12 protein-coding genes, 1 rRNA gene and 1 pseudogene are annotated in these 14,863 nt (G+C 68.4%); 12 read left to right on the top strand and 2 right to left on the bottom strand.

What is annotated here, in order from left to right; all coding sequences use genetic code 11:
• A pseudogene (locus BO39_RS27250) lies at positions 1-2,291 on the bottom strand (hypothetical protein); the annotation flags it as partial.
• A gap of 474 nt (positions 2,292-2,765) precedes the next feature.
• Here BO39_RS27250 and BO39_RS27245 point away from each other — a divergent pair.
• The 12 genes from BO39_RS27245 to BO39_RS27190 are packed head-to-tail and all read left to right on the top strand — an operon-like array spanning position 2,766 to position 14,510.
• A complete protein-coding gene (locus tag BO39_RS27245; RefSeq protein ID WP_043839703.1) occupies positions 2,766-3,422 on the top strand; it encodes a cytochrome c3 family protein in 657 nt (218 codons plus the stop codon).
• The gene (locus BO39_RS27240) at positions 3,419-6,229 is read left to right on the top strand and encodes a 4Fe-4S dicluster domain-containing protein (RefSeq protein WP_245615440.1); all 2,811 of its coding nucleotides are present in this window, start codon (positions 3,419-3,421) and stop codon (positions 6,227-6,229) included. Before BO39_RS27245 ends, BO39_RS27240 begins: the two co-directional genes overlap by 4 nt.
• A complete protein-coding gene (nrfD, locus tag BO39_RS27235) occupies positions 6,226-7,575 on the top strand; it encodes an NrfD/PsrC family molybdoenzyme membrane anchor subunit (protein WP_052402902.1) in 1,350 nt (449 codons plus the stop codon). Before BO39_RS27240 ends, nrfD begins: the two co-directional genes overlap by 4 nt.
• Positions 7,572-8,093 (top strand): DUF3341 domain-containing protein, encoded by a 522-nt coding sequence (locus BO39_RS27230; protein ID WP_043839699.1) that lies wholly within the window; start codon positions 7,572-7,574, stop codon positions 8,091-8,093. The genes nrfD and BO39_RS27230 overlap by 4 nt, the downstream gene beginning before the upstream one ends.
• Positions 8,094-8,146: 53 nt before the next feature.
• Positions 8,147-8,608 carry a c-type cytochrome gene (locus BO39_RS27225; protein WP_084698592.1) on the top strand — a complete coding sequence of 154 codons (462 nt, stop codon included), beginning with the start codon at positions 8,147-8,149 and terminating at the stop codon, positions 8,606-8,608.
• Positions 8,605-9,693 carry a hypothetical protein gene (locus BO39_RS27220; RefSeq protein WP_211257584.1) on the top strand — a complete coding sequence of 363 codons (1,089 nt, stop codon included), beginning with the start codon at positions 8,605-8,607 and terminating at the stop codon, positions 9,691-9,693. Before BO39_RS27225 ends, BO39_RS27220 begins: the two co-directional genes overlap by 4 nt.
• Positions 9,683-10,105 (top strand): hypothetical protein, encoded by a 423-nt coding sequence (locus BO39_RS27215; protein WP_052402898.1) that lies wholly within the window; start codon positions 9,683-9,685, stop codon positions 10,103-10,105. Before BO39_RS27220 ends, BO39_RS27215 begins: the two co-directional genes overlap by 11 nt.
• The gene (locus tag BO39_RS27210; protein ID WP_043839695.1) at positions 10,102-10,878 is read left to right on the top strand and encodes a thioredoxin domain-containing protein; all 777 of its coding nucleotides are present in this window, start codon (positions 10,102-10,104) and stop codon (positions 10,876-10,878) included. The genes BO39_RS27215 and BO39_RS27210 overlap by 4 nt, the downstream gene beginning before the upstream one ends.
• Positions 10,878-11,813: a cytochrome c oxidase subunit II gene (coxB, locus tag BO39_RS27205; RefSeq protein ID WP_043839693.1), complete on the top strand. Its 936-nt coding sequence runs from the start codon at positions 10,878-10,880 to the stop codon at positions 11,811-11,813. Before BO39_RS27210 ends, coxB begins: the two co-directional genes overlap by 1 nt.
• Positions 11,810-13,510, top strand: a complete 1,701-nt coding sequence (locus BO39_RS27200) for a cytochrome c oxidase subunit I (RefSeq protein ID WP_043839691.1) — start codon at positions 11,810-11,812, stop codon at positions 13,508-13,510. Before coxB ends, BO39_RS27200 begins: the two co-directional genes overlap by 4 nt.
• Positions 13,507-14,139: a cytochrome c oxidase subunit 3 gene (locus tag BO39_RS27195; RefSeq protein ID WP_043839689.1), complete on the top strand. Its 633-nt coding sequence runs from the start codon at positions 13,507-13,509 to the stop codon at positions 14,137-14,139. The genes BO39_RS27200 and BO39_RS27195 overlap by 4 nt, the downstream gene beginning before the upstream one ends.
• A gap of 5 nt (positions 14,140-14,144) precedes the next feature.
• Positions 14,145-14,510, top strand: coding sequence for a cytochrome C oxidase subunit IV family protein (locus BO39_RS27190; protein WP_052402895.1), 366 nt, complete (start codon positions 14,145-14,147; stop codon positions 14,508-14,510).
• 60 nt (positions 14,511-14,570) lie between these two features.
• Here BO39_RS27190 and rrf read toward each other — a convergent pair.
• Positions 14,571-14,685, bottom strand: a 5S ribosomal RNA gene (gene rrf / locus BO39_RS27185).
• Between the last annotated feature and the right edge of the window lie 178 nt (positions 14,686-14,863).

The following is a 14,863-nucleotide window of genomic DNA, read 5'->3' as shown; positions in this document are numbered from 1 at the left end:
TTGCCGTTGTCACCGCGGATGTGGTCGTTGCCCTCTTCTCCGTAGAGCGTGTCGTCGTCATCGCCGCCGAAGATGAGGTCGTTGCCCGCACCACCAACGAGCGTGTCGATGCCAGCATCGCCGGTCATCACGTCGTTGCCGTCGTCGCCGCGTAGATGATCGTTTCCGCTCTCCCCGTAGAGCGTGTCGTCGTCGGCGCCACCGAAGATGAGGTCGTTTCCTGCACCGCCCACCAGCGTGTCGATGCCGCCGTCGCCGGTCATCAAGTCGTTGCCGTTGTCGCCGCGCAGATGATCGTTTCCGCTCTCACCATAGAGCGTGTCGTCGTCGTCGCCGCCGAAGATCAGGTCGCTTCCTTCCTGGCCCACGAGGATGTCGTTGTCGGCGTCGCCCGTGATCACATCGTTGCCGGTGCCTCCGTAGATAAGCTCGGTGCCTGCCCCGCCGTAGAGGGTGTCGTTGCCCTCACTCCCTATGAGGTAATCACTCCCGATGTCGCCAACGACGGTATCGTCTCCGCTGCCGGCGTCCACAGTGTCGCTGCCATCGCCGCCGTAGATGAGGTCATTTCCGCCGAGACTATAGATGAGGTCGTTACCCGCCTCTGCCATGAGGACGTTTGCCTGATCGTTTCCCATCAGGAAATCTGCGAAGGTCGAGCCGCGGGCATGCACGACGTTGGTGAGGATGTCCTGCCCGTTGAACCAGCCATCATCAGCCGTGTAGCCGAGGTCGATCCGGACGGCGACGGCCGCAGGGCTGTCGAGGTAATCCGCAACGACCAGCGTTCCTGCCGCCGCGGCGCGCAGCTCGTCGTTACCGCCCTCGCCGCGAATGAAGGAGTAGTAGCCGTAGCTCGCCCCCGTGATCGTGTCTGCAAACTGGGTGCCCGAGGCATTCTCGATCGAGACGAGTGTGTCAGTGCCTCCCCAGGCGTTGGTCGCGACGCCGTTCACCCCGTTACCGAGATTGATCGTCACCCCTGTGTTCGGCGCCTGCGCGCTGTAGGCACCGGCGCGATAGGTGTCGAGACCGCCGCGCCCGTCGATCTGGTTGTTGCCGGGCCCGCCGGACAGAAGGTCATCTGTGGGGGTCCCGCGGATGATGTCGTCACCCGCGCCTCCGATGGCGCCTGTCATGTTATCCAGCACGTCCGTGCCGCCCGGCTTCGCGATGTTGCCGGTATAGCCAGTTCCGTTCGGGGTCGTGCCGAGGTCGATCGTGACCGCCTCGGTTCCCGTGAAGGCGATGGTGTTCTGGCCTCCGCGGCCATCCACCGTGTGCGATCCGAGCCCGCCGACGCGGAAGATGTCGTCGAAGGCGCTGCCGCGCAGGATGTCGTTGAAGTTGGAACCAGCGACGCTCCGGACGTTGACGAGCGAGTCCGTGCCGCCCTGTCCGTCGAATGCTGTCTCTGCCTGGAGGTCGACCACCACGGCGGAGGTCGCGCTACTGTAGTCCGCACGATTGAAAAGGCTGTTGTAGCCGTTGAACGTGTCATTGCCGGCACCGCCACGAAATATCACGTCGTAATAGCTATATGCTGCGCTCGTGCCGATCATCACGTCGTTGCCGGCCGTCCCGACGACCTGGTTTACGCTGGTGAGCAGGTCCTGCTCGCCGCCCGGCTTGATCGTTGTGACGGTGGCCCCGCCGAAAAGCCCACCGACAATGCCCGTGGTGCTCACCACCACATTCGTGAAGCCAGCATAGGAGATGGTGTTGAACCCTCCGCGGCCGTCGTACTGGTCGATCCCCGTGGTCGCGTCGAAGTAGTCATTCCCGGCGCTTCCCACGATAAGGTCGCTGTAGTTGGAACCCTGGACACGCCGCACGTCGATCAGCGTGTCAGCGCCAATCCCGCCGCCGCTCGCGGTCCCGGCGGTAAGGTCGATGCTCATGCCGGAGGTTGCGTCGAGATAGCTGACGAGGTTGAGAAGGTTGTTCTGGCCGTTGATCGTGTCGTTCCCGCCGGCGCCGGAAAGCACGAAAGCGTAGGCGAGCCCAGGCGTCCGGTCCGTTGTGCCGTTCAGCACGTCGTTCAACCCGCTGCCATAGACGTGCTGGATGTCGCTGAAGCTGTCGGTTCCGGTGCCGACCTTCGTGACCGCGCCCGAATAGGCCGTGGCTGAAACCGCGAGCTGGATCGCGTAGGTCTGCTGCCGGTAGTCGAGTTCGTTGTACCCGCCGCCGCCGACGAGGGTGTCGCTGCCGAAGGAGCCGAAGAAGCTGTCGTCCGCAATCGTCCCCGTGCGCGAGTCGTTACCGTTCGTACCGTTGTATTCGGCCATGCCCTGGGTTCTCTATCGATGCGGTGGGAGCAGCCCCTTCCGAGGCTCGCATGTTGCAATGAACGAACGCTCGTTGCGAGCTAGCAAAGGCGCGAGCGATCTTCACGCTTGCGTAAGAGTTACGGTATCGAAGCGATTGACCGGGCCGTTCCCTTCCTGAAACGTGACACCTTGGACGGGATAGACCGGTTAGGTTAACTTTCGGAGACTTGCTCTCCATTAGTTCTGGCGCCGACACCTCCTCGGGAATGCTGCCGCGGGGCCAGTCATCACGCAGAAGTTTTTCGATCATGGATCTATACGGGTGACTCGAAGGCCGAAGCGCTGAACATTCGGCGCGTGAGATTCAGAGCTCGACCGGCATCGCCGCCTCCGCTTGCCGGCTTCCGGTCGGCCACGCTTCCGGCACCCCTCACCCCGGCGCCTGGCCGACGGGTGCGGGAACCATCCGGCATCGATCACTGACGCTCCCCAATGGCTCAGATCTTCCCGGCTTACGCGAACACTGTCGCCCGCGCGGCCATCCTCGGCGCGGCCGCCCTCGGCTGCCTTGGCCTCGGACTGCTGATCGCGCTTCCCGCCACCTCGCACGTCACGCGGCAGGACATCATCGTGGAGCAGCCGGTCCAGTTCAGCCACGAGCACCATGTTGGCGGGCTCGGCATCGATTGCCGCTACTGCCACACCTCGGTCGAGCAATCGCGCTTCGCCGGGATCCCGCCGACGCACACCTGCATGACCTGCCATTCGCAGCTCTGGACGAACGCGGAGATCCTCGCCCCGGTGCGCCGCTCCCTGGCGGAGGGCGTGCCGCTGCGCTGGCAGCGCGTCCATGTGCTGCCCGACTATGTCTACTTCGATCACAGCGTACATGTGACGAACGGGGTGGGCTGTTCCTCCTGCCATGGCGCGATCAACCGCATGCCCCAGGTGCGGCAGGTGGCACCGCTGACGATGGGCTGGTGCCTCAGCTGCCACCGCGACCCCGCGCCCAATCTTCGGCCCGAGTCGGAGATCTTCAACATGGATTGGAAGCCGCCCTCGGATCAGGCGGAGCGTGGCCCGAAGCTACTTGAGCACTACGGCATCCGCTCCGCCCACCTGACGGACTGCTCGAGGTGCCACCGGTGAGCGCGCCGCCGCTCTCCCGCCGCCAGGCAGCGCTGGCGCTGATCGCCTCCGCCGCCAGCCTCGCCTCCTGCGACAGGCCGGACGAGGAGATCGTCCCCTATGTCGAGCAGCCGGAGAATGTCGTGCCGGGGGTGCCGCTCCGCTTCGCGACGGCCCTGCCACTCGACGGCTACGCCCGCGGCGTGCTGGCGACGGTCTTCGAAGGGCGGCCGGTGAAGCTGGAGGGAAACCCCACGCACCCCGCCAGCCTCGGCGCCACCGACGTGTTCCTGGAAGCGGAGATCCTCTCCCTCTACGATCCCGGTCGCTCGCGCACGGTGCGGGAGGGAACACGGATCGCCTCCTGGGAACGCTTCCTCTCAGCCTTCCTGCCGGCGGTGCGGCGGGCCGAGGCGCGCGGCGGCGAGGGGCTAGCGATCCTCACCGGAAACGTGACCTCCCCGACGCTGCTGCGGCTGATCGGCGAGCTGCGCGGGCGCTTCCCCGCCCTGCGCTGGCACGGGCACGAGCCGGTGGGCGAGGCCAATTCGGCGGCTGGCACGGTGCTGGCCTTTGGCCTGCCACTCTCCCCGCTGCCGCGGCTCGACCGCGCGGCGGTGGTACTGGCGCTTGACGCGGATCCGCTCGGCCCAGGGCCGGACGCGATCCGCCACGGGCGCGAATTCGCGGAGCGGCGCAGCGCCCGGCGGGATGGCCGCGGGTTCTCGCGCCTCTACGCCGTCGAGCCCGTGATGAGCGTGACGGGGGCGAAGGCCGACCACCGGCTCGCGCTCGCCCCCGCGGAGCTCCGGGACTTTGCCGCCGCGATGGCCAACCGGCTCGGCGCCTCGCTCGACGCTCCCGCGCTGACGCCCGCCGCAGCGCGCTTCCTCGAAGCAGCGTTGGTGGACCTTCAGGCCCATCCCGGCGAGGCGCTGGTCATGACCGGCGAGTGGCAGCCGCCCGAGGTCCACGCCCTCGTGCACTGGATCAACGAGCGGCTGCGGTCGCCGGTCGAGTTCGTGGAGCCCTTCATCCCCGACGCTCCGCTCCCGCTCGCGGCCTTGGCCGAGGACCTGCGCGGCGGGCGGGTGGAGACGCTGCTCGTGCTCGGGGCTAACCCCGCCTATGACGCGCCGGGGGATCTTGGCTTCGCGGCGGCGCTGCGCGACTCGCGGGCGCTAACCGTTCATCTCGGCTCCTGGCGCGACGAGACAGGAGCGCTTTGCCGCTGGCACCTGCCCGAGAGCCATCCGCTGGAGGAATGGAGCGACCTGCGGGCGCGGGACGGCACCGTTTCCCTCTGCCAGCCGATGATCCGGCCGCTCTACTCAACCCGCTCGGCCGCCTGGCTGCTGGGGCTGCTCATGGGGCGGCTGGACGACACCGCTCATGGCGCGGTGCGCGCAACCTGGACAGCTCAGCAGGGGGGCGACTTCGAGTCCTGGTGGCGCCGCGCCCTGCATGATGGGGTCGTGGCGGAGAGCGCCGCGCCCCGTGTGTCGCCACCCCCTGCCCGGCTGCCGGCCCTGCCGGCGCGCCCGTCGATCGGCGGGCTGACTCTCCTCTTCCGCCCGGATCCGACCGTCTGGGACGGGCGCTACGGCAACAATGCCTGGCTGCAGGAATGCCCAAAGCCCCTCACGCGGCTCGTCTGGGGCAACGCGGCGCACATGGCGCCGGGGGACGCTGCCGAGCGCCGGATCGCGGATGGGGACATGATCCGGCTTGAACTGGGCGGCCGCAGCCTTGAACTGCCCGTGCTGCTCCGCCCCGGGACCGCGCGCGGGGTGGTGGTGGTAACGCTCGGCCACGGGCGGCGGGCAGCGGGCGCCATCGGCGATGGCGTGGGCGCCGACGCCTATCCGCTCCGCCGGTCGGAAAGCCCCTGGGCCGTTCCCGGCCTCGTGGCCGGGAGCCTCGGCCGGAAGGCGGGGCTGCTGCGGGAGCAACCGGACCAGAAGTTGGAGGGCGAGGCGACGGAGCTCTTCCAGACCCTCACGCTCGATGCCTTCGACCGCCGGCGCGGCGACCCGCCGCCCCCGTCCGCGCGGCCGCCCAGCCTCAACCCCGACGTGGTGAGCGACACCCATGCCTGGGGCATGGTGATCGACACGACGCTCTGCATCGGCTGCAACGCCTGCGTCATTGCCTGCCAGTCCGAGAACAACGTGCCGGTGGTCGGCCCCGAGCAGGTGGCGGGCGGGCGGGACATGCACTGGCTGAGGATCGACACCTACGACCTCGGCACCCCCGAGGCGCCCAGCCCCGGCTTCCAGCCCGTCCCGTGCATGCATTGCGAGCACGCGCCCTGCGAGCCCGTCTGCCCCGTCGAGGCCTCGGTGCACGACGCGGAGGGGCTGAACGTGCAGGTCTACAACCGCTGCATCGGCACGCGCTTCTGCCAGGCCAACTGCCCGTACAAGGTGCGTCGCTTCAACTGGTACGGCTACGCGGACGGGCAGGAATACGCGAACCAGGGCGCGCCGGTGCTGGCCGCGCAGCGCAACCCGGAGGTGACGGTCCGGGCGCGCGGCGTGATGGAGAAGTGCACCTACTGCACCCAGCGCATCAGCGCCGCCCGTCGCGCCGCCGAGAAGGAGGGGCGCGAGATCCGCGAGGGCGAGGTGGTCACCGCCTGCCAAGCCGCCTGCCCCTCCCGCGCGATCGTCTTCGGTGACCTGAAGCGGCCGGATTCGGGCGTCTCGCGGCTCCGGCAGGAACCGCAGCACTACGCCCTGCTTGGCCAGCTCGGCACGCGGCCGCGCACGACCTATCTGGCCGAGGTTTCCAACCCCAACCCCGCGCTCGACGAGGGCGGCGCGTGAGCGGAGCGAAGGAAGGCCTGCTGCCGGAGGGTGCCAGCTACGGCAACCTCGTGGGCACGGTCGCGGACCCGCTGATGCGGCGCCGGATGGGGCGCTGGTACTGGGGGGGCCTCGCCCTCGCCCTGCTGATGAGCCTCGTCCTCGCGGGCAGCCTTGCCTGGCTGTTCATCGAGGGCATTGGTATCTTCGGCAACAACACGACGATTGTCTGGGGCTTCCCCATCGCGAACTATGTCTGGTGGGTGGGCATCGGGAATGCGGGGACGCTCATCTCCTCGATGCTGCTGCTCACGCGCCAGCCCTGGCGGGCTGCGATCAACCGCTTCGCGGAGGCGATGACGCTCTTCGCCGTCTCCATCGCGGGGATCTTCCCGATCATCCATCTCGGGCGGCCCTATCTCTCCTACTGGCTTGCGCCTTATCCGAACACGATGCAGCTCTGGCCGCAGTGGCGCTCCGCGCTGGTCTGGGACTTCGCGGCGATTGTCACCTACCTGCTTTTCTCCGTGATGTTCTTCTACATCGGCCTGATCCCGGATCTCGCGACGCTGCGGGATCGCGCCCAGTCGCGCACGGGAAGGGTACTCTACGGCATTTTCGCCCTGGGCTGGCGAGGCTCCGCCCGTCATTGGGCGCGGCACGATGCGGTCTACCGGGCCATGGCCGCGATGGCTGTGCCGCTCGTCGTTTCCGTGCACAGCGTGGTGGGGCTGGATTTCGCGGCGGGGCTGATGCCCGGCTGGCAGGAGACGATCTTCCCGCCCTATTTCGTCGTCGGCGCCCTCTTCTCGGGCTTCGCGATGGTGGTGGTGCTCGCGGCGCTGATGCGCTGGGGCTTCGGGCTGCAATCCCTGCTGACGATGCGGCACTTCGAGGCCATGGCGAAGATCATCCTCGCCGCCTCGGTGATCATGGGCATCTCCTACGCGACCGAGTGGCTGATGTCCTGGTATGGCGGGGAGCGGGCGGAGCGCAGCTTCCTCCACCACCAACTCGCCGGCAGCGACGCGCTGCTCTACTGGAGCATGATCGCCTTCAACGTGGCGGTGCCGCAGGTGCTCTGGTTGCCCGCGGCGCGGCGCAGCCTGCCCGTGCTGATCGGAGTCAGCCTGCTGATCAACGTGGGCATGTGGCTGGAGCGGATCCTCATCATCTGGGACACGCTCTCGCACGGCTACCTGCCGAGCATGTGGCGGCCCTGGCACACGAGCCTCTGGGACTGGACGATCCTCGCGGGCTCCCTCGGGTTTTACGCGCTGCTCTTTCTCGTCTTTGCGCGGGTGCTGCCGGTGGTCTCGATGCACGACATGGGCAAGCTCCTGCACGAGCGGGAGGACGCGGGGTGACGGCGCCGCTGATCCTGGCGGAGTTCCGCGACCCGAACACCCTCCTCGCGGCTGCCCGGCGCGCGCGGGAGGCAGGGCTGCGGGAGCTCGACGCCCACACGCCTTTCGCCGTGGACGGCCTGCCGGAGGCGCTGGGCCTGCGCGGCAGCCGGCTGCGGCTGGCCATGCTGCTGGCCGGGCTTGGCGCCGCGGCCTTCACTTACGCGCTCTGCTGGTACAGCGCGGTGGTGGACTATCCCTTCAACACGGGCGGGCGGGCGCTGCACACCTGGCAGGTCTTCCTCGTGCTGAGCTTCGAGGCCGGGATCCTGGCCGCCGCGCTCGCGGGCTTCATCGGCTTTTTCGTGGCCAACGGGCTGCCTCGACTGCATGATCGTGTCTTCGGCGCGCCCGACTTCGAGCGCGCCAGCCAGGACCGCTTCTTTCTCTCCGTCGCCGACCCGGCGGCGGACGAGGCGCGGCTGGCCGCGTTGCTGGACGGCCTCGGCCCCGTCTCCGTCCGGGCCGTCGCGCCTTGAAGGCCGTGCCGCTTGCTCTCGCCGCGCTACTCCTCGCCGGATGCCGGCTGGACATGGCCCAGCAACGGCGCCTAGGCACCTATGCGCCCACTAACGCCTGGCAGGGCGGCAGCACGGCCCGGCCGCTGCCCGAGGGCGTCGTGGCCCGCGGGGACCTCGCACGCGACGCGGCGGCCGCCGACCCGCCGCCCGTCACGCCAGCCCTGCTGGCGCGAGGGGAGGAGCGCTACGGGATCAACTGCCTGCCTTGCCACGGGGCGGTGGGGGATGGGGACGGCATGATCGTCCGCCGCGGCTTCCCTGCCCCGCCCTCCTACCACACGCGGCGCCTGCGGTCGGTGCCGGCGCGCTACCTCTTCGACGTCATCACCAACGGATACGGCGTGATGTACTCCTATGCCGCGCGGGTCTCGCCGGAGGATCGCTGGGCGATCGTCGCCTATATCCGGGCCCTTCAGCTCTCGCGCCACGCCGAGGTGGCGGCGCTGCCGGGCGGGGCGGAGAACCTGCCGTGAGCGGGGCGGCCCCTTTGGAGTGGCTGCGCGAGCGGGCGCGGGCGGCGGGGCTGCTCGGCCTGGGAGCCGGGGCGGCGCTGCTTCTCTGGGCACTCGTGCTGCCTGCCGGCGCGCCGGCTGCAGGCTGGCTGGTCGGCCTCTCCTTCTGGATCTCGCTGGCACTCGGCGCCCTGGCGCTGATCGCTATTCACGCGCTCACCGGCGGAGCCTGGGGGCGGACCCTGCTGCCGGCGCTGCTGCCGGCGGCGCTGAGCCTGCCGGCCTTCCTCTTTCTCGTGCTGCCGCTCCTCCTGGCCCTGCCGGTCCTCTATCCCTGGGCGTCCGATCCGGGGGCGGCGGTGCATGCGGACGTGGCGCGGATCTATCTCAATCCGCATGGCTTCGTGCTGCGGACGGTCCTGGCGCTCGGCGGGTGGTCGTTGATCGCGCTGCTGCTGGCCATCCTGCCGGAGGGAGGGCTGCGTTCCGTCGTGGCGGCCGGCGGGCTCGTCTTCCACTTTGCGGCGACGACCCTTCTCTCGCTCGACTGGCTGCTCTCGCTCGATCCGCGCTTCCAATCCACGGCCTTCGGCATGGCCGCGCTCACGACCCAGCTTCTCCTCGCCCTCGCCTGGACCGCGACACTTCGGCCGGAACCGGCGGGGGAGGAGAAGGGGCGCGCGGGGGATCTCGCCGCCATGCTCCTCGCGGCGGCGCTCGGCGTGCTCTATCTCGGCTTCTCGCAGTACCTCGTCGCCTGGTACGGCGACCTGCCGCCGAAAGCCGCGTGGTTCCTCCTGCGCGGGGGCCTGGGCTGGACGCTGCTGGAAGCCGCTTCCGTTACCCTTTCTGGCCTTCTGCCTATCGGCGCGCTTCTCGTCGCCCATTTGCGGCGGCGACCGGCGGCGCTGGCCCGCCTGGGTCCCTGCATTCTGCTGGGGATCGTGGCCCATCTGGCCTGGATCGTGGCCCCGCCCTTTGGGGCGGAGGCGCTGCTCGCCGCGTTGCTTGGGGTGCTGGCCGTCGGGGGTCTCTGGGCAGCCCTGGCCTACGGGCCGATCGGCGCACGCCTCGCACCGCGCGTGGAGGCGGCGCGTGGAGCCTGAGGCAAAGTTCCTTGACCGGCGTGAGCCGACGGCCATTGCCGCCTGGACCGCCGCGCTGGTTGGGCTCGGCACGGGCGTCTTCCTCGCGGTCGCGTTGGGCGTGCTCTACCTTTTCTATCGCCCCGACGCCGCCCTGGTGGCACCCCCCGCCCCCGCGCGCTTCCCGGAGCCGCGCATCCAGAGCGATCCGGCCGGCGACCTCGTCGACCTCCAGGCCGAGCAGCGCCGGCAGCGCGAGGGCTATGCCTGGGTGGACCGGGAGCATGGACTGGCGCGCATCCCAGTTCCGCGCGCCATGGAAGCCATCGTAGCACGTGGCGGGGCCGCCTACGCGCCGCTGGAGGAGCCGGAACCGGGCGTTCCCCTGCCCGTCCGGGCGGAAGCGGCCCGCCGCGCGGAGACAGGGCGGTGAGACACTTTCTCCTCGTGCTCGCCCTGCTGCCCATGCTGTGCGGCTCGGCACGTGCCGCGCTGACGCAGGCAGAGCTTGCGCGTGTCGAGCTGGCGCCGCCGCCAGGGGCAGTTCTGCCGGGAGACCTGCCGCTCGTGGACGACACGGGCCGGGGGGTGACGATCGCCGGCTTGCGGAGCAGCCGGCCGTCGGTGCTGTTGCTGGCGGACTTCACCTGCACGACCCTTTGCGGCACGGCGCTGGGCTTGGCCGCGGGCGCGCTTGAGGCCGCCGGGCTCACGCCTGGTGTAGACTACGACTTCCTGGTGCTGGGCCTCGATCCACGGGACGGTCCGGCCGAGGCGGCCGCGCTGAAGGCGGCCCAACTCGGCCGCTCCCCGATCGGGGCGCATGCCCACTTCCTCACGGGCGAGCCGGGCGCGCTCTCGGCGGCGCAGTCGGCCCTCGGCTACCACGCTATCTTCGACGCGGAGGCCGACAGCTACGCCCATCCGCTGGGCGCCCTGATACTCAGCCCCAACGGCGCGGTCGCCGCCGTGCTGGGCGGGCTGGCGCTCTCGCCGGAGGAACTGCGCCTGGCCATGGCGGAGGCGACGGGCGGTCGCGTCGGCCGACTGGTGGAAGGGCTGCGGTTGCTCTGCTACGGGCTCGACCCGGCGCTGGGGGTCTACAACGCGCTCGTCAAGCGGGCACTGGGCGTGGGCACGGCGGCCACCCTCCTCGCCCTCGGCGGCTTCATCCTCCTGCTCAACCGGCGGAGGCGGCAGGGGTGATGGACATCCAGCTCTGGCCCGTCGCGGCCTCGGACGTGGCAGCACGGGTGGACGCGATCGTCCTCACCCTGCTTCTCATCACCGGCGCGATCATGGCGCTGGTTCTGGTGCTGCTGCTCACCTTCGCCATCCGCTACCGCCGCGGCTCCCCGGCCCGGCGGGGGGAACTGCCGGAGCTGGTGAAGAAGGAGGTCGAGATCGGCTGGACGGCGGCGACCCTCTTCCTCGCTCTCTTCATCTTCGCCTGGGCGGCCGCGACCACCCTGGGCGACGCGCGCCCGGTGGGCGACGCGCTCGAAATCCATGTCGCGGCCAAGCAATGGATGTGGCAGACCCAGCACCCGAACGGCGCGCGCGAGATCGACGCGCTGCACCTGCCACGCGGCACACCCGCCCGGCTGCTGATGACCTCGCAGGACGTGATCCATTCCTTCTTCGTGCCAGCCTTCCGCATCAAGCAGGACGTGCTGCCGGGGCGCCTGACAGAGCTGCGTTTCACGCCGACGCAGACGGGGGAGTTCCCACTCTACTGCACCGAGTACTGCGGCACGCTGCACGCCCGCATGGGCGGCACGGTAACGGTGATGGAGCCCGAGGATTACGGCCGCTGGCTCTCCGCCCAGCCCCAGGGCGACGATATCGGGCACGAGGGCGCGGCACTCTTCGTTTCGCTGGGCTGCTCCGGCTGCCATGCCGGGCGGGGCCCGGTGCGCGCCCCCGGGCTGGCCGGGATCTGGGGCCGCGACGTGCAGCTCGCGGACGGCCGCGTCCGGCACGTGGACGAGAGCTACCTCCGCGATTCCATCCTCCAGCCGCGGCGGGACGTCGTCGCGGGCTACGAGCCGCAGATGCCCTCCTTCAGCGGCATCGTCGGCGAGGAGGAGTTGCTGAGGTTGGTCGCTTACATCCGTTCCCTGCCGGGAGGTCAACCTTGAGCGACATCGCGGCCGAGGGGCCCATCCCAGGCGATGCCCAACCCCATCAGGGGCTGCGCGGGGCACCGAGCTATCTGACGGCAGAGCATGGCCTGGCCGCCTGGTTCCTGACGACCGACCACAAGCGCATCGCCCTTCTCTACGCGGCGGCCCTGACCGTCTTCTTCTTCATCGGCGGCGCGGGCGCGGTCGCGATCCGGATGGAACTGTTCACGCCCCAGGCCGACCTTCTTTCGGCCGATGGCTACAACCGCATGTTCACCCTGCACGGCACGGTGATGGTGTGGTTCTTCCTCGTGCCCTCCATTCCCAACACCTTCGGCAACTTCCTCCTGCCACTGATGATCGGGGCGCGCGATCTCGCCTTTCCGCGGCTGAACCTCTTCAGCTGGTACCTCTTCATCGGCGCCGGAGCGCTTCTGGTCTACGCACTGGTAGCGGGCGGGGTGGACACGGGCTGGACCTTCTACACGCCCTTCTCCACCGCCTATTCGCAAAGCTACGTCATGGCGGCGGCGCTGGCGGTAGTGCTCGTGGGCTTCTCCTCGATCGCGACGGGCGTGAACTTCATCGCGACGGTGCACATGCTGCGCGCGCCGGGGATGACCTGGTTCCGGCTGCCCCTGCTCGTCTGGGCACTCTACGGCACGAGCCTCGTGATCGTGCTGGCCACCCCGGTGCTGACTCTCGTGCTGCTGCTGATCGTGGCGGAGCGCGCCTTCGGCCTGCCGATCTTCGACCCGGCCTATGGCGGCGACCCGCTGCTCTTCCAGCACCTCTTCTGGTTTTACAGCCATCCAGCCGTCTACATCATGATCCTCCCCTCCTTCGGGGTAGTCAGCGAGTTGGTGACGTGTTTCTCGAGGCGGCAGGTCTTCGGCTACACCTTCATGGTCTACGCGATCCTCTGGATCGCCGTGGTAGGCTTCCTCGTCTGGGGGCACCACATGTTCGTCTCAGGGCAATCGCTCTACGCGAACATCGTCTTTTCCTTCCTCAGCTTCATCATCGCGGTGCCCTCAGCCATCAAGGTCTTCAACTGGACCTTCACGCTCTACCGTGGGCAGATCACCTTCGACGCGCCGATGCTCTACGCCCTCGGCTTCATCGGGCTCTTCACGCTAGGCGGGCTGACGGGCCTCTTCCTCGCTTCCGTGCCGATCGACGTGCACGTGACCGACACCTACTTCGTCGTGGCGCACTTCCACTTTATCATGGTCGGCGGCGCGGTCAGCGCCTTCTACGGCGGGCTCCACTTTTGGTGGCCGAAGATCACGGGTCGGATGTACCCGGATGTCTGGGCGCGCTTCGCCGCCGTGCTGATGTTCTTCGGCTTCTGCTTCACCTTCTTCCCGCAGTTCATCATGGGTTTCCTTGGCATGCCACGGCGCTACCAAGTTTACCCGCCGGAGTTCCAGATCTGGCACGTGCTGTCCTCCTCGGGCGCGGTGCTGCTGGCGTGCGCCTATCTCCTGCCCATGGGCTATCTCGCCTGGTCGCTGATCTGGGGTGACCGCGCTGAGGAGGACCCCTGGAAGGCCACCGGGCTTGAGTGGCGCACGAGCTCCCCTCCGCCGCGAGACAACTTCCGGACCATGCCGGCCGTCGATACCGGCCCCTACTTCTACCATCCGGACAAGGAAGGCCCCCGCCACGACGAGCCGGAGGCCCACCAGAACCAGGGGCGCGAGACTTGAGCGGGGGTCAGGAGGCGCTTCGGGAACCCTGGGACTCTCTCCGCCGGCAGCGGGAGGCGGCATCCTTCGGCACCTGGCTGTTCCTTGGCAGCGAGGCCCTGTTGTTCGGGGGGTTGATGATGGCGTTTGCCGTGAACCGCGTGCTGCACGGGGATGCTTTCGCGGCTGCGGGCCACGAGACGAACGTTGTCTATGGCACTGTTAATACCCTGGTATTGCTGACCAGCAGCTTGACAATGGCAGTCGGGGCTGAAGCGGCGCGTGCGGAGCTGAGGAAGCTCGCGTTGGTCGGCCTCTCCCTCACCCTCGTCTTCGCGCTCGCCTTCCTAATTATCAAAGGATTCGAGTGGCGCGACGATTTCCGCCAACATCTCTTCCCTGGCCCGAACTTCAAGCTGCAGGAGTCTGCCGCGCGAATCTTCTTCGCGTTCTACTGGGTGATGACTGGCCTTCATGGGCTGCACGTCACCGGCGGGATCGCCGTGATCGGGTGGATCACTTGGCAAGCCTGGACGGGGCAGCGCGCGTTACGCAGCCCGGCCTTTGAGGCGGTCGCGCTCTACTGGCACTTGGTCGATATCGTCTGGGTCTTTCTCTACCCGCTGCTCTATCTCGGAGGACGCGCATGAAAGGGATGGGCGAGGATCTTCCCCGTACGACTGCGGATGTGCTGAAGCAGAGCCTGCCTGTCTGGGCGGCGCTAGTGACGCTGGTTGTGGCCACTCTCGTGCTTGCCTACCTGCCACTCGGGCGCTGGAATACGCCGGCCAGCCTCGGTATTGGAGCGGCGAAGGCGGTGCTCATCGCCGTCTTCTTTATGAACCTTCGGCGGCCCGATCCGCTGCTGCGCCTGGCGGGTGCGGCGTCGATACTCTGGATTGCCTTTATGTTCGCGCTGATTTTTGCTGACCTGCTGACACGTGCCCCGGTAACGCAGTCTGGCACCGTGGTCCCGCGCGTTACTTCGCCCTCTTCTTTATCCGGCGGGCGTCTTTTTTAAAGCACGAACCCCACCGACCTTATAGGTGGGTGGGGTATGATGTGACGTTCTGGTCTGGTGGTCTGGCGCCGACCGACTCTCCCGTGTCTTAGGACACAGTACCATAGGCGCGGGGTGGTTTCACGGCCGAGTTCGGGATGGGATCGGGTGTGTCACACTCGCTATAGGCACCAGGCCACCGGGCCAGAACGTCTGATAGTTTTTCCTCCTTTATGGGGAGGGGGGGATGGTTTGGTGAGGGTTGCGTGTTGGTGCTGCGTGCGGCGAGGCTTTAGGCCTCACGCGGTGTGGGGGATGAGTTCGATCGGGCGATTAGGACCGCTCGGCTGCGTCGGTTACCCGACTTCCACCTG

Source organism: Roseomonas aerilata DSM 19363 (assembly GCF_000711725.1).
Classification (GTDB): domain Bacteria; phylum Pseudomonadota; class Alphaproteobacteria; order Acetobacterales; family Acetobacteraceae; genus Roseomonas; species Roseomonas aerilata.
The sequence above is the reverse complement of the archived record's forward strand: the minus strand, read 5'-3'. Positions and strand labels throughout refer to the sequence as shown.

What these genes read in the sequence shown, in the direction of transcription:
- BO39_RS27245 (WP_043839703.1), top strand. Translation starts at nt 2,766, where the DNA reads ATGGCTCAGATCTTCCCGGCTTACGCGAACACTGTCGCCCGCGCGGCC.
- BO39_RS27225 (WP_084698592.1), top strand. Translation starts at nt 8,147, where the DNA reads ATGGCCCAGCAACGGCGCCTAGGCACCTATGCGCCCACTAACGCCTGG.
- coxB (WP_043839693.1), top strand. Translation starts at nt 10,878, where the DNA reads ATGGACATCCAGCTCTGGCCCGTCGCGGCCTCGGACGTGGCAGCACGG.
- BO39_RS27190 (WP_052402895.1), top strand. Translation starts at nt 14,145, where the DNA reads ATGGGCGAGGATCTTCCCCGTACGACTGCGGATGTGCTGAAGCAGAGC.